This is a genomic window from Microbacterium sp., from assembly GCF_039812165.1.
GTDB lineage: Bacteria > Actinomycetota > Actinomycetes > Actinomycetales > Microbacteriaceae > Microbacterium.
The window spans coordinates 35,356-49,574 of sequence record NZ_JBDIAB010000003.1 but is presented as its reverse complement, the minus strand read 5'-3'; the positions used below and the strand labels follow the sequence as shown (position 1 = coordinate 49,574).

11 protein-coding genes are annotated in these 14,219 nt (G+C 72.2%); 6 read left to right on the top strand and 5 right to left on the bottom strand.

Annotation, left to right across the window (positions count from 1 at the left end):
- Positions 1 to 2,100, bottom strand: a 2,100-nt coding sequence (locus WML84_RS00805) for a sensor histidine kinase (protein WP_347344253.1), incomplete at its 3' end; no start/stop codon positions are given.
- A gap of 176 nt (positions 2,101 to 2,276) precedes the next feature.
- On the opposite strand from WML84_RS00805, the gene WML84_RS00800 reads away from it, so the two are divergent.
- The 6 genes from WML84_RS00800 (at position 2,277) to WML84_RS00775 (ending at position 10,341) form a co-directional block, all read left to right on the top strand.
- A complete protein-coding gene (locus WML84_RS00800; protein WP_347344252.1) occupies positions 2,277 to 3,476 on the top strand; it encodes an ROK family transcriptional regulator in 1,200 nt (399 codons plus the stop codon).
- Positions 3,477 to 3,603: 127 nt separating this feature from the next.
- Positions 3,604 to 4,977 carry an extracellular solute-binding protein gene (locus WML84_RS00795; protein ID WP_347344251.1) on the top strand — a complete coding sequence of 458 codons (1,374 nt, stop codon included), beginning with the start codon at positions 3,604 to 3,606 and terminating at the stop codon, positions 4,975 to 4,977.
- A gap of 13 nt (positions 4,978 to 4,990) precedes the next feature.
- Positions 4,991 to 5,932 carry a sugar ABC transporter permease gene (locus WML84_RS00790; protein ID WP_347344250.1) on the top strand — a complete coding sequence of 314 codons (942 nt, stop codon included), beginning with the start codon at positions 4,991 to 4,993 and terminating at the stop codon, positions 5,930 to 5,932.
- An 8-nt stretch (positions 5,933 to 5,940) separates the two neighbouring features.
- Entirely contained in the window at positions 5,941 to 6,768 is an 828-nt protein-coding gene (locus tag WML84_RS00785; protein WP_347344255.1) for a carbohydrate ABC transporter permease, read from the top strand.
- 4 nt (positions 6,769 to 6,772) lie between these two features.
- Positions 6,773 to 9,781: a glycoside hydrolase family 38 C-terminal domain-containing protein gene (locus WML84_RS00780; protein ID WP_347344249.1), complete on the top strand. Its 3,009-nt coding sequence runs from the start codon at positions 6,773 to 6,775 to the stop codon at positions 9,779 to 9,781.
- Between the two features lie 38 nt (positions 9,782 to 9,819).
- Positions 9,820 to 10,341, top strand: coding sequence for a lipocalin family protein (locus tag WML84_RS00775; RefSeq protein ID WP_347344248.1), 522 nt, complete (start codon positions 9,820 to 9,822; stop codon positions 10,339 to 10,341).
- A 34-nt stretch (positions 10,342 to 10,375) separates the two neighbouring features.
- Here WML84_RS00775 and WML84_RS00770 read toward each other — a convergent pair whose 3' ends face one another.
- Genes WML84_RS00770 through WML84_RS00755 form a run of 4 tightly spaced genes read right to left on the bottom strand, consistent with a single transcriptional unit; the run spans position 10,376 to position 14,219 of the window.
- Entirely contained in the window at positions 10,376 to 11,101 is a 726-nt protein-coding gene (locus tag WML84_RS00770) for a GntR family transcriptional regulator (protein WP_347344247.1), read from the bottom strand.
- A 4-nt stretch (positions 11,102 to 11,105) separates the two neighbouring features.
- On the bottom strand, positions 11,106 to 12,038 hold the full coding sequence (gene arcC / locus WML84_RS00765) for a carbamate kinase (RefSeq protein ID WP_347344246.1): 933 nt from the start codon (positions 12,036 to 12,038) through the stop codon (positions 11,106 to 11,108).
- Positions 12,039 to 12,051: 13 nt separating this feature from the next.
- Positions 12,052 to 13,341: an MFS transporter gene (locus WML84_RS00760; protein ID WP_347344245.1), complete on the bottom strand. Its 1,290-nt coding sequence runs from the start codon at positions 13,339 to 13,341 to the stop codon at positions 12,052 to 12,054.
- On the bottom strand, positions 13,338 to 14,219 hold the full coding sequence (locus WML84_RS00755) for a DUF2877 domain-containing protein (protein WP_347344244.1): 882 nt from the start codon (positions 14,217 to 14,219) through the stop codon (positions 13,338 to 13,340). The genes WML84_RS00760 and WML84_RS00755 overlap by 4 nt, the downstream gene beginning before the upstream one ends.

The following is a 14,219-nucleotide window of genomic DNA, read 5'->3' as shown; positions in this document are numbered from 1 at the left end:
GGACGCGGGCAACGCCCCCGGCCGTTCGTGCGCGAGCGGGAGCGCGGCGCGGATGACGGTGCCCCCGGCATCCGTGCGCACCTCGAGCGTGCCGCCGAGCTCCGCGGCCCGCTCGCGGAGCGAGCGCAGCCCCACACCGGGCACCGCGTCGGCCGGGATGCCGGTGCCGTCGTCGCTCACCTCGACGTGCAGCACGCGCTCGTCGTGGTCGATCCGCACGCGCACGCGGCGCGCGCCGGAGTGCTTGCGCGCGTTGGCGAGGGCCTCCGACGCGATGCGGTACGCGGCGACCTCGACGGCCGGGGTCAGCGTCGCCGGCGCCTCGCCCGACACCTCAGCGGTCATGCCGGCACCGGTGAGGCGTGCCGCGAGCTGCTCGAGCGCGCGCACGAGTCCGAGGTCGTCGAGAGCGGGCGGACGCAGGTCGTGGACGATGCGCCGGATCTCGTCGATGACGTCCGCCTGCTCGGCGATCGCCGCGTCGAGCAGCTCGAGCGAGCGCGCGGGCTCGCGCGCGGCGAGGTTGCGGGCGGTCTCGAGGCGCAGCTTCACCCCGCCCAGCAACGGCCCGAGCCCGTCGTGCAGCTCGCGTCGCAGGCGGGAGCGCTCCTCCTCGCGCGCGAGCACGAGCCGCTCGCGCCCGGCCTGCAGCTCGCGGCTCAGCTCGGCCTCGTGCAGCGACGCGGCCGCGAGGCGCACGAGGTCGCCGAGCAGTCGCTGATCGCGCGACGACACGAGCGGACGGCGTCCGGGCTCCATGAGGATGCGGCCGATCACGGCGCCCCCGTGCGTGATGGGGAGCTCCTCCGGCACGGCCCGCGCCGATCCGTGATCGGCCACGGCCGGCTCGCCGCCCGGGCGGTCGAGCTCGACCCGCACGTACGGCGACGCGAAGGCCTCCGCGATCGCCGCGGCCAGCTCGGCCAGCTGCGCGCGCGCATCCGCAGACCGGTCGAGACGGTCGCCGAGCGACGAGACCACCGAGTACGGGTCGCCGCGACGGCCGCTCACGAGCCTCGTCGCGAGCGCGTAGAGGCGTCCGCGCAGCGGCGCGTAGACGACCGTGACGGCGACCACCGCGAGGAGCATCGCGACGCGGTCGTCGATCGCGCCGCCGATCGCGAGGGCGAGCACGACGTCGAGGGCGACGATCCCGGCGACGAGGATGCCGTACACGAGCGTCCACGACAGCAGCCGGTCGATCGCGTACAGACGGTACCGGGTGACGGCGACCACGACCGACGCGCTGACCAGCCCGATCGTGACGCCGAGCAGCACGTCGACGACGACCGTGGGCACGAGCGGGAAGACCACGACGAGCGCCACGAGGAACAGCGAGCCCGACCACACGAGCCAGCGCAGCTGCGCGCGCTCCTCGGGCGAGGCGCCGAAGCGACGGCCGACGCACACGGCGAGGGCGAGCAGCAGCGCGAGGGCGAGACACGGTCCCGCCGCCGCGAGCAGCACCAGCCAGGTCTCGTGCGGCAGCGGGAGAGTGGCGAGGTGCGGTTCGAACGCGTCGATGAGGTCGGTCCGGTCGGCGTTGTCGGCGCTCAGGGCGTCGGCCGGCGCGAACAGGAACGCGAACGGCAGCACGAGGCCGAGCACCATCGCGGCGATCGACACGAGGCGCCACGGGCCGCGCCGGAGCCGTCCGTCGGGGAACAGCACGAGGAGCAGCACGATCGGGTAGATGAGCACGGCGCCGAACCGGCTGAAGAACCAGAAGGCGGGCACCGCCCACCAGGCCGTGCGGTCGAACGACCACGCCGCGTTGACGGCGGCCGAGGCGAGCCCGTCGAGCACCCACAGCGTGCCGAACGCGGTGAGCACGACGGCGATCGGATGCCACGGCAGCCGCCAGAGCAGAAGGCATCCCGGCACGAGCATCGCGACGCCGGGCAGCACTCCCGACCACCCCGACGACAGCGGAGCGGGTGCGTTCGCGGAGAGGAGCACGGCGTCGAACGCCAGCGCGCCCACGGCGGCGATCGCCGACACGCAGATCGCGACGACGGTCGCGACCCGGCTCGACGCGAGACCTGCGACGCGGCCCGTGTCGATGCCCTGAGAGGGGATCATCGGGTCGGCGCGGGTCATCCGATCATCGTGTCAGCCCGCGTGTCCCGCTGTCACGGGACACGTGTCCCGATCTCGGTCGCCGTCTCGGCGCGGACGACGGTAGGCCCGCGCGGCGCGGGGGAGTACCGTCGATGGGGACGATGCTGGAGCCGGACGGAGGGAGGGCCGTGCGCAGGGGGACGAACTTGCCGAGCGTGGCGGAGTTCAATCAGGCGGTCGTGCTCGACCAGATCCGGCGCGCCCGCTCGGTGAGCCGCGTGGAGCTCGCCGGTCGCACGGGGCTCTCGGCCCAGACCGTCTCGAACATCTGTCAGCGCCTCCTCGACGAGGGCCTCATCGAGGAGGCCGGCCGCACGAGCGAGCAGGGCAAGCCGGGCAAGCCCCGCACCCTCCTGCGCCTGAACCCCGGCAGCCGGTTCGCCGTCGGCGTGCACATCGATCCGTCGGTCGTGACGTTCTCGATCCTCGACCTGAGCGGGCGGGTGGTGGCGACCGAGCGCCGCGCGACCCCGGCGCAGATCCCGGCGCAGGAGATCAGCTCGTACATCACGCACGAGATCGAGCGGATCGTCGATCGCGCCGGCATCGAGCGGGCGCGCATCGCGGGCATCGGCATCGCGGCGCCCGGCCCGATCGACGTCGCGCACGGCGCGATCGTGGACCCGCCGTTCCTGTCCGGCTGGCATCGCGTGCCGCTGCGCGACACCGTCGCCGAGGCCACCGGCCTGCCGGTGGTGCTCGAGAAGGACGTGACCGCCGCCGCGGTCGCGGAGCTGTGGATGAGCGAGCAGGTCGGCGCGAGCTTCGCGTACCTGTATCTCGGCACCGGTCTCGGCGTCGGCCTCGTCGTGCACGACGAGGTCGTACGCGGCGGATCGGGCAACGCGGGCGAGATCGGGCACATCATCGTGGACCCGGACGGTCCGCCGTGCTCGTGCGGCATGCGCGGCTGCATCGCGGTGACCCTGGGCCCGGCCGACCTGGTCCGCGAGGCGGAGGAGGCGGGCGTGCTGGATGCCGCGGGCACCGGCGACGACGTCGGCACGATCGACGACCGCGTCACTGCCCTCGTCGACCTCGCCGCCTCGGGCCGCCCGGGCGCCGTCGCGGTGCTCGACCGGTTCGCCCAGCGGCTCGCGCGTGCGACCGCCGTCGTGTGCAACCTGCTCGACGTCGACCGCGTCGTGCTGGGGGGACCCGCGTGGGACCGCATCGGCGGACAGGTGTTCGCGCGGGTCGCCGCCCTGCTGGACGAGCTGCGCGCGGCGCGGGGCGTGCACCGCGTCGAGGTCGAGGACTCGCTGCTCGGCGGCGGATCGGGCGCCGTCGGCGCCGCCTGCCTGGTGCTGGACGCCGTGCACACGCCGCGGACGAGCTCGCTGATCCTGCAGTGAGCGACCCGATGCTCGGACACGCATCGCGAGCCGCGTGCACGCGACCCCCTTGTCCTCAATACTTCCAATTGTTTTACTAATCAGAGACGCCCGTACCCCCAGATCGGGCGCACGGCAAAGGAGCATCATGAAAGCGCGCAGCACGCTGGCCGCCGCGACGATCGCGGCCGTCGGCATGGCAGGACTGGCCGGATGTTCGGGCGGCGCCCCCTCCGGCTCCGACGACGGGGCGGACGAGAGCATCACCGTGATGTACTCGAAGACCGACTCCTTCACGGCCCTCGACACCGTGCTCACGAAGGCCAAAGAGGACTTCGAGAAGGACAATCCGGGCGTCACGGTGAAGCTCGAGCCGGTGACCGCCAGCGACGACGACTACAAGACCAAGCTCCAGCTCGCCCTCGGATCCGGCGACTCCGCGCCGGACGTGTTCTACGAGGACACCTTCACGGTGCGCAGCGACGCCGAGGCCGGCTATCTCCTCGACCTCGACGACCATCTGGCCGACTGGGCGGACTGGAAGCTGTTCGACGACAACGCCAAGCTCGCCGGCGCGGGTGCCGACGGCACCGTCTACGCGATCCCGCTCGGCACCGACACCCGGGTGATCTGGTACAACAAGACCGTCCTCGAGGCCGCCGGCGTCGACGTCCCGTGGCAGCCGGAGACCTGGCAGGACATCCTCGACGCGGCCGCGCAGATCAAGACGAGCAGCCCTGACGTCGTGCCGTTCAACATGTACGCGGGCACGGGCACCGGCGAGGGCACCGTCATGCAGAGCTTCTACGAGCTGCTCTACGGGACGGGCGACGGCAAGGGCCTGTTCGACGACGAGAGCGGGAAGTGGATCGTCGAGTCGCAGGGCTTCGTCGACTCGCTGGAGTTCCTCGAGAGCCTCTACGCCGACGGCTACGCGCTGCCGGTCGACCAGGCGCTCGACCCGAACATCTGGAAGGCCGTGTTCGGCGAGTACCTGCCGCAGGGCCGCATGGGCGGCACCGTCGAGGGCTCGTACACGCCGTCGTTCTGGATCGAGGGCGGCTCGTACGCGTGGCCCGAGTACGCCGACGACATGGGCGTGGCGCTCTTCCCGACGCAGAACGGCGAGGAGCCCGGCGGCGTCAGCATGTCGGGCGGCTGGACCCTCGCGGCATCCGCCAAGACGAAGAACGCGGACCTGGCGTTCGAGTACATGACCTACGCGCTGAACAAGGAGAACGCGCTCTGGTACGCGATCAACAACGCGCAGATCGCGGTGCGCTCCGACGTCGCCGACGAGCCGAGCTACCAGGCCGCGAACCCCTTCGTCGCCGATGTCACGGCCGCAGTCCCGGTGACCCACTTCCGGCCCGCCGACAGCGACTACCCGCAGATCTCCGTCGCGGTGCAGGAGGCGACCGAGGCGGTCATCACCGGTCAGAAGTCGGCGAAGGATGCCGCCGCCGACTACGACGCGGCCGTGCGCCGCATCGTGGGCGACGACAAGGTCACCACCGGCTGACCCGCCGCAGACGATGAGCCTCCCGACGGTCGGGTCGGCGGACGCGCGCCCGCGCGCGTCCGCGGGCCGCAGCGTGTCACCGGGGTCGCGCCGCGGCCTCCGGATGACGCCGCTGCTGCCCGCGGTCGCGCTGATCGCGATCTTCCTCGCCGGCCCGATCGTCTGGGCGGTCGTCGGCTCGCTCACCGACACGGCGCTCACCGGCCCCGCCGCGGCGAACCCGCAGTTCGTCGGGCTCGACAACTACGAGCGGCTGTTCGCCGATCCGGTGCTGCTGCTCTCGCTCGGCGTGACCGTCGCGTTCGTGGTCGGCTCGGCGATCGTCGGCCAGAACGTGCTCGGCATCGGCCTCGCCCTCCTCATGCGGGTCTCGAGCGGCTGGAGCGGCGCGGTCACGGGGACGATCGTCGTGACGGCGTGGGTGCTGCCCGAGATCGTCGCGGCGTTCATCAGCTACGCGTACTTCTCCGGCGACGGCACGCTCAACCAGGTGCTCGCGTGGTTCGGCGTCACCGGCAAGAACTGGCTCTACGCCACGCCGCTCGCGGCGATCGTCCTCGCCAACACGTGGCGGGGGACCGCGTTCTCGATGCTCATCTACCGCGCGGCACTGAACGAGGTGCCGCCCGAGCTGACCGAGTCGGCGATGCTCGACGGCGCGACCGCGTGGCAGCGGCTGCGGTACGTGACCCTGCCGATGATCAGAGGCTCGATCTTCACCAACCTCATGCTGACGACCCTCCAGACGCTGTCGGTCTTCACCCTCATCTGGGTCATGACCGCAGGCGGGCCCGGCGACCTGTCGAGCACGCTGCCGGTGCTCGCGTACCGCGAGGCGTTCAAGTTCGGCGACATCGGCTACGGCAACGCGATCGCCGTCGTGATGGTCGCGATCGGGGCCGTGTTCGCCGCGGCCTACGTCTTCTCGCTGCGGCGCGGGGAGCGCGAGTCGTGACCGCCACCATGACCGCGCGGCGCCGCGGCGGCCGGGTGGCCGCCGACGTCGTCCTCCTCGCGGTGGCGCTCCTGTTCCTCATCCCGCTCGCGTGGGTGGTGCTCGCCGCGTTCGACGCGCGCGCCGACTACCGCGCGAAGATCCCCGAGCAGTTCACGCTGGAGAACTTCTCCTCGATCCTCACGCCCGAGCTCACCCTCCTGCCGCTCGCGAACAGCCTCCTGCTCTCGTTCGGCGCCGGGGCGCTCACCGTGATCGTGTCGGTGCTGGCCGCCTACCCGCTGTCGCGCTACCGCTCGCGCGTGAACGGGCCGTTCCTCTACGGCATCCTGTTCGCCAGCTGCCTGCCCATCACGGCCATCATGGTGCCGGTCTACTCGCTGTTCGTGCGCCTGCAGCTGATCGACAAGCCGTGGGCGGTGGTGCTGTTCCTCGCGACCAGCTCGCTGCCGATGTGCATCTGGATGACCAAGAACTTCATGGACTCCGTCCCGGTCTCGCTCGAAGAGGCCGGCTGGGTCGACGGGGCCTCGCGCATGGTGGCGCTGCAGCGCATCGTCGTGCCGCTCATGCGCCCCGGCATCGCGGTCGTGTTCGTCTTCAGCTTCCTGCAGGCGTGGGGCAACTTCTTCGTGCCGTTCGTGCTGCTCACCTCGTCGGAGTGGCAGCCGGCGGCGGTGTCGATCTACTCGTTCTTCGGCCAGTACGGGGCGATCGCCTACGGGCGCCTCGCGGCCTTCTCCATCCTCTACTCGCTCCCCGTCCTGATGCTCTACGTCCTCGTGACCCGAGTCTTCGGCGGGGGTTTCGCGATGTCCGGCGCCGTCAAGGGATGACCGCATGCACACCGACGACCGACTGAGCCTGCAGCGCATCGACCGCCTGCGCCGCGACCGCGTGGAGCCGGCCCGCTACCGCGCGACCGCGCCGCTGCAGATCACCGCGTGGACCGTGCCGGGCGAGCCCGTGCCGTTCGAGGTCGCCGCGGCGCAGGAGTTCGCGCCCGTGGCCGTCGGCGACGCGTGGGGCCGCCCGTGGGGCACGGTGTGGTTCCGCGTGCAGGGCGCGGTGCCCGCCGAGTGGGCGGGGCAGGATGCCGCGGCCACGGTGCTCGTCGCCGACCTCGGCTTCGTGTCGTCCACGCTGCCCGGGTTCCAGGCCGAGGGGCTCGTGTTCCGGCCGGACGGGCACGTCGTCAAGGCGGTCGAGCCGCGCAACCGCGAGGTCCGGGTCGTCGGCGACCGGGTGGACCTGTTCGTCGAGGCCGCCGCGAACCCGAACGTCGCGCGCGAGTTCACCTTCGAGCCCACGCCGTACGGCGACCTCGCCACGGCCGGCGACGGCCCGCTGTACCGGCTGGAGCGCCTGGAGCTCGCCCTCCTCGACCTCGAGGTGTGGGAGCTCGATCAGGACCTCACGACGCTCCGCGGCCTCGTCGACGTGCTCGAGCCCGACCGCACGCGTCGCGCGCGCGTCGTCCAGGCCATGCTCGACGCGCTCGACGCGCTCGACCCCGACGACGTCGCGGGCACCGCGGCGCGCGCGCGCGCCGAACTGGCCGGCGTGCTCTCGTCGCCGGCATCCGCCACTGGCCATCGCGTCACGGCCGTCGGGCACGCGCACATCGACTCGGCGTGGCTGTGGCCGGCGCGCGAGACCGTCCGCAAGGTCGCGCGCACGTTCTCGAACGTGCTCGAGCTGATCGAGTCCGACGACGAGTTCGTGTTCGCGGCGTCGTCGGCGCAGCAGTACGCGTGGCTCGAGGAGCACTATCCGGCGCTGTTCGCGCGCGTCGCGGATGCCGTGCGCGCGGGTCGCTTCGTGCCGGTCGGCGGCATGTGGGTGGAGTCCGACACCAACCTGCCCGGCGGCGAGTCGCTGGCCCGTCAGCTCGTGGCGGGCAAGCGCTTCTTCCTCGACCGCTTCGGCGTCGAGCCGCGCGAGGTGTGGCTGCCCGACTCGTTCGGCTACTCGGCGGCGATGCCGCAGCTCCTCGCCGCGGCGGGCTCCCGGTGGTTCCTGACGCAGAAGATCTCGTGGAACGAGACGAACCGCATGCCGCATCACTCCTTCCTGTGGGAGGGGATCGACGGCACGCGCGTGTTCACGCACTTCCCGCCCGTCGACTCGTACAGCTCCGACCTGTCGGCGGCCGATCTCGCGCGCGCCGAACGGCAGTACGCCGACAAGCGGCACGCGGGCTCGTCGCTCGTGCCGTTCGGCTGGGGCGACGGCGGCGGCGGCCCGACGCGGGAGATGATCGCCCAGGCGCACCGCACGGCAGACCTGGAGGGCTCGCCGCGCGTGCGCATGGCGTCGCCCGCGGCGTTCTTCGCCGACGCCGAGGCGGAGTACGCGCACCCGCCGGTGTGGTCGGGGGAGCTGTACCTCGAGTACCACCGCGGCTGCTACAGCGCGCAGGCGCGCACCAAGCGCGGCAACCGGCGCAGCGAGCACCTCCTGCGCGAGGCCGAGCTGTGGGCGACGGCGGCGACGGTGCGCACCGGGGCGGAGTACCCCTACGAACGACTGGAGCGGGCGTGGCGGACCGTGCTGCTGCAGCAGTTCCACGACATCCTGCCCGGGTCGTCCATCGCGTGGGTGCACCGCGAGGCGGAGCGGAGATACGAGGAAGTACGAGAAGATGTCGAGGATGTGATCGGACGGGCATTGGCCGGACTCGGTGGGGAGACCGGACCGGCCGCGCTCGTCAATGGGGCGCCCGTGGCGGTGGGGGGTGTGCCGGCGATGTCGGCCGCCCCCGGGGCGGCGGCATCCGTGCCGTCGCTCACCGTCGCGGAGCGGGGTCACGTCCTCGCGGCCGGGAGCATGCGCTGGACCATCGGTCCGCTGGGGCTCGTCGTGTCGGCCGTCGACCAGACGACCGACCGCGAGCTGGTCGATCCGGCGCACCCGGCAGGTGCCCTGCAGCTGCTGCGGGACACGCCACGCGACTGGGACGCGTGGAACATCGACCGAGAGGACTCCGATCTGGTGGCGGAGCCTCTCGTCGTGGACGACGTGGCGGTGGGCGATGACGGCGCGTCCGTCGTCGTCCGCCGCCATGTCGGCCGGACCTCGATCGTCCAGACGTACCGCGTGGCCGGCACCGGCGCCCTCGAGATCCGGGTCGAGGTCGACTGGCACGAGCGCCAGAAGATGCTGAAGCTGGCGTTCCCGCTGGCCCTCGCCGCCGACACGGCGACCTCCGAGATCCAGTTCGGCCACCTGTCGCGTCCCACGCACGCGAACACGTCGTGGGATGCCGCGCGGTTCGAGACGGTCGCGCAGCGGTGGATGCTCCTCGACGAGGGGGCGTACCGCGTCTGCGTCGCCAACGACGCCAGCTACGGGCACGACGTCCGTCGCGGCGGCGGCACCGACGGCGGCCACCTGACGATCGCCCGCGTGACGCTCGTGCGCGGGCCGCTCTTCCCCGACCCGACCGCCGACGAGGGCCGACACGAGTTCACCGTGTCGCTCCTGCCCGGTGCGGGGGTCGCGGATGCCATCGCCGAGGGCTTCCGGCTGAACCTGCCGCTGCGCGAGGCCACCGGCGCGATCGCGCCGTTCGTCGAGGCCGACGAGGGCGTCGTGGTCGAGGCGGTCAAGCTCGCCGACGACCGCTCGGGCGACGTGATCGTGCGCCTCTACGAGGCGTTCGGGTCGTTCCGTCGCGCGCGCGTGCGACCCGGCTTCGCGTGGCGGAGCGTCGAGGAGACCGACCTGCTGGAGCGCACCGTGCCGACCCGCGCGGTGCGCGCCGTGAACGACGGCGTCGTGCACCTCGAGCTCGGCCGCTTCCAGATCGCGACGCTGCGCTTCGTCCGCGTCGCGGGAACGCACTGACCGGCCCGCATCGCGGCTCGGGCGCGTAGCGTGAGGGCATGGACGACGACACACGACCCTCGGTCGCCTCCGTGCCCGCACTCGACCTCGGTCGCTACCTCGGACTGTGGTACGAGGTCGGACGGCTGCCCCTCCGGTTCGAGGACGAGGGAGCCACGGACGTCACGGCCGAGTACTCGCTGCGCGACGACGGCACGGTGCGGGTCGACAATCGCTGCTACGACGACGAGGGGCGACCGACGCGAGCGCTCGGACAGGCGGTCGTCGACGACGAGCACGCGGGGCGCCTGCGCGTGAGCTTTCTGCCCGAGGTGCTGCGCTGGATCCCGTTCACGCGCGCGGACTACTGGGTGCTGATGGTGGATGCCGACTACCGGCACGCGCTGGTCGGAACGCCCGATCGCAGGTACCTGTGGCTGTTGGCACGCGATCCCGGCGTCGCGGCATCCGTCGAGGAGGTCTTCCTCGGGGAGGCGGAGCGACAGGGCTACGATCTGACGCGATGGATCCGGCCGCGCCACGAGCGGGGCCCGGTCACCGACGATCAGCTCGAGGGTTGACCCGGGCATCGTGCGCGCGGGGAACGCGGAGCGGTCACCTGGTCGGTGCGGCCCCGCCGTCGGACCCCTGTCGGGGCGGCTCGTCGTCGATCGAGTCGAAGATCTCGAACGTGTGCCGGCGCGTGTGCTCGAGGTGGGCGGCGGTGAGCGCCGCCGCCTCGTCGGGGTCGCCGCGCTCGATCGCCCGCACGATGTCGCGGTGCTCCTCCCACATCATCGTCTCGTGATCGACGATGCTGAGCCGGAACACGCGGCGCGTGATGCCGATGACGGCGGGCATGACGCCCCCGAGCAGGTCGTTGCCGGAGGCGCGGAAGAGCAGCTCGTGGAAGTCGGTGTTCGCGTGCGAGCCCTTGTCGATGTCGTGCGACAGGGCCGCGTTGCGCGCCCGCTCCACGAGCGCGCCGAACTCGACCAGGTGGGCGGGCGTGGCGCGCAGAGCGCTCCAGTGGGCCGCCATGGGCTCGAGCGCGCCGCGCACCTCGAACAGCTCCCGCACGACCCGCCGCGTCAGCGGCGCGACGAAGGCCCCCTGCCGCGGACGCATCTCGACCATGCCCTCGCCGGCGAGCACGAGGAGCGCCTCGCGCACCGGTACTCGCGACACGCCGAACTGCAGCGACAGGTCGCGCTCGTTGAGTCGCTGGCCGTCGATCAGGTCGCCCTCGACGATCTGCCGACGGATGCGGTCGACCACGTCGATGCGCCGTGCCGGCGCCTTGGGCGCCGAGGCCTTCAGCGGCGGGGTCTGCGAGGTCACGTGTTCAAGAGTAGAACTCCAGCTCGCCCTCGGCGACGATGCGGGTCCCCGACGTGCCGTCGAGGATGTCGTCGAGCCGCGCCAGCGATCCGATGATCGCCTCGCCGCTGCCCTCGCTCACGAACCGGCGCGCGGCGTCGACCTTGGGCCCCATCGAGCCGGCGGCGAAGCCGAAGCCGGCGAGCTGGTCGACCGTGGCGCGCTTGATGGCGCGCTGCTCGGGCGTGCCCCAGTCGAGGTAGACGGCATCCGCGTCGGTGAGGAGGAGGAGCACGTCGGCCCCCACGTCGCGTGCGAGCACGCCCGAAGCGAGGTCCTTGTCGATGACGGCCTCGACGCCGCGCATCGTGCCCTTCTCGTAGTCGGCGATGACCGGCACTCCGCCGCCGCCGACGCACAGGACGATGAGACCGGTGTCGGAGAGCATGCTGATCGTGTCGGCCTGCCGGATGTGCATCGGCTCGGGCGACGGCACGACGCGGCGCCACCAGTCGCCGTCCTGCGCGATGTCCCACCCGTACTTCTCCGCGAGCGCGCGCGCCTCGGCCTCGGGGTAGACGGGTCCGACGAACTTGGTCGGGTTCTGGAACGCCGGGTCGTCGGCCGAGACCGCGGTGGTGGTCAGGATCGTCGCCATCTCCTTCTTGAGCTTGACGGCGTTCATGAGCTCCTGGCCGACGACGTAGCCGAGCATGCCCTGCGTCTCGGCGCCGAGGATGTCGAGCGGGTAGGCGGCCACCTCGCCATAGGCGAGGTTCTGCAGCGCCAGGAGGCCGACCTGCGGACCGTTGCCGTGCGTGAGGACGAGCTGGTGCTCCAGTGCCAGACGTGCGAGCGGCGTGACGGCCTCGCGCACGTTCTTGCGGAGGTTCTGCGCGGTGATGGCCTCACCGCGCCGGGAGAGGGCGTTGCCGCCGAGGGCTGCGACGATCTTCATGGGGTGTGTCCTTTCATGCCGCGTCGGCGACGGGTGCGGTGTGGGGGGTGACGGCGTTCTCGCGGGGTCCGATCGGGTTCTTCCGCTCGCGGAAGAGGCTGAGGAACACGACCGCCCCCAGCACCAGCAGGCCCGCGGCGACGAGGAAGGCGGTCTGGAACGACCCCGTCGTGTCGACGAGCGCGCCGGTGGCGGGAGGTGCGAGGATCGCCGCCGCCATGCCGATGCAGTTGTAGAGGCCGTAGGCGCTGGAGCGCATGTCGTTGGGGATGTTGTCGGCGACCGAGCTGATCAGCACCGGGTCGAGGGCGAGCTTGCCGAACGCGCCGTAGAGGAGGATCGCGGCGAGCAGCACGCCCTCGTTGGGCGCGAAGGTCAGGAGCAGGATCGCGCCGACGGCGAGCGGCACCAGCACGAGCACGAAGGGGCGCCGGCTGCGCACGCGATCGGAGAGGAAGCCCATGAGGATGCCGCCGGGGATCGCGATCCAGAACGCGAGCGAGGCCATCAGGCCCGCCTGGGAGGGTTCGAGGCCCCACTCGGCCTCGAGGAAGGTCGGCAGCCACGTGACCATCACGAAGAACGTGTACACGCCGCAGAACAGCATGACGAAGGTGCCGAGCAGCACCGGCGACTTCAGGAGCGAACCGAACCGGCGCAGTTCGCTCGAGAGCCGCTCCGGCTCGCGGGCGGGCTTGGACTCCGGGATGAGGAAGCGGATGAGAAGGCCCACGACGAGGGTCAGCCCGCCGAAGACGACGAACGTCCATGGCCACTCCCAGCCGAGCGTGAACGTGAAGAACGATGCCGCGGTGATGCCGATCGCGGTTCCGAAGCCCTGTCCGGAGTTGATGATCGCGGCGCCCAGCGCGCGGTGCTTCAGCGGCGTCTCCTCGCCCGACTTCGCGTACTGCGGACCGTAGTAGAGGCCCTCGCCGAGCCCCGCGAAGGCGCGCATCAGCAGGAACAGGCCGAAGACGTGCATGAGCCCCGTGACGCCGGTGAGCGAGGTCGCGACGCCGAAGATCAGGAAGCCGACGAAGATCAGCCGCACGCGTCCCACGCGGTCGCCGAGGATCCCGGAGGGGATCTGAGTGAGCACGTACACGCCGAAGAAGACGCTGGAGACGAGGCCGACCTCGGCGTTGGTGAGCTGGAACTGGTCGGCGACCAGCGACTGCACGGGGGCGAGGATCGAGCGATCCGCGTACATCATCACCCAGCCGAGGAAGAACAGGATGCTGTAGAGCACCCAGCGGCGACTGCCGTCCGTCTCGGCGGGATTCGGCTGGGGGCGGGTCATGCGGCCCATGTGTGCGACCTCGGCGTGTGTGGAGAGGGGGCGGGGAGGTGGCGCAGGGCGTCGACGGCGATGGCGAGGCCCAGGATCGTGTCGGCGCCCGAGGTGTGACCCATCGTGCGCAGGGCCGCGAGCCTCGCGACCCCCTCGGCCGGGTCGGCCGCGAGGAGGACGCGGCGCAAGGGCGAGGCGAAGCGCCCGCGGCAGGCGTCGTCGAGGTAGGCGATCGAGACGTCGGTGGTGACCGGGTCGGCCGTGACGCGCTCGCGGAGGGACGCGGCGGCGTCGGCCGACCGGCCCGGGAGCCCGGTCCGGTGGAGGACGCCGAGCATGCCGACGAGCACGTCGTCGCCGCTGGGGGTGACGCCGGGGCCGCGACCGAGGAGCCACGTCGCGGCATCCGTCCTCCCGGCCAGGAGCCCGTCGAAGGCGGCGCGCACCCGATCGAGCACGGTCGCGGCATCCGACCCGGCCGACAGGCCGGACGCGTGCACCGCGACGACCGGCGCCGGCGGCTGGACCGCGACGGATGCCGCCGAGGGCAGCGCGGGGACGGTGCTGTCGCCCGTCGCCTCCCGCCACCGCGCGCCGAGGTCGAGCGGTGCGACGCCGCCGAGGCGGCCTCGCACCGGGTCCCAGTCGCCGCGGGCCGAGGCGCCGTGCAGGCGGCTCCGCCAGGCGCGCCAGTCCGCGGCGGTGACGTCGATGCCGAACGGCGCCTCGACGGCGCCGGCGCCGATGTGGATCAGGGCGGGCGCGGGGCCTGACGCGTCCGGCTCGAGGCGCAGGTTCGCCGACGACGCGAACAGGCTGTGCACGCGCCACCGGCGGCGACGGCGGAGGTGCTCCGCCGCCGTCGCCCCGACCCACATCGGCTCCAT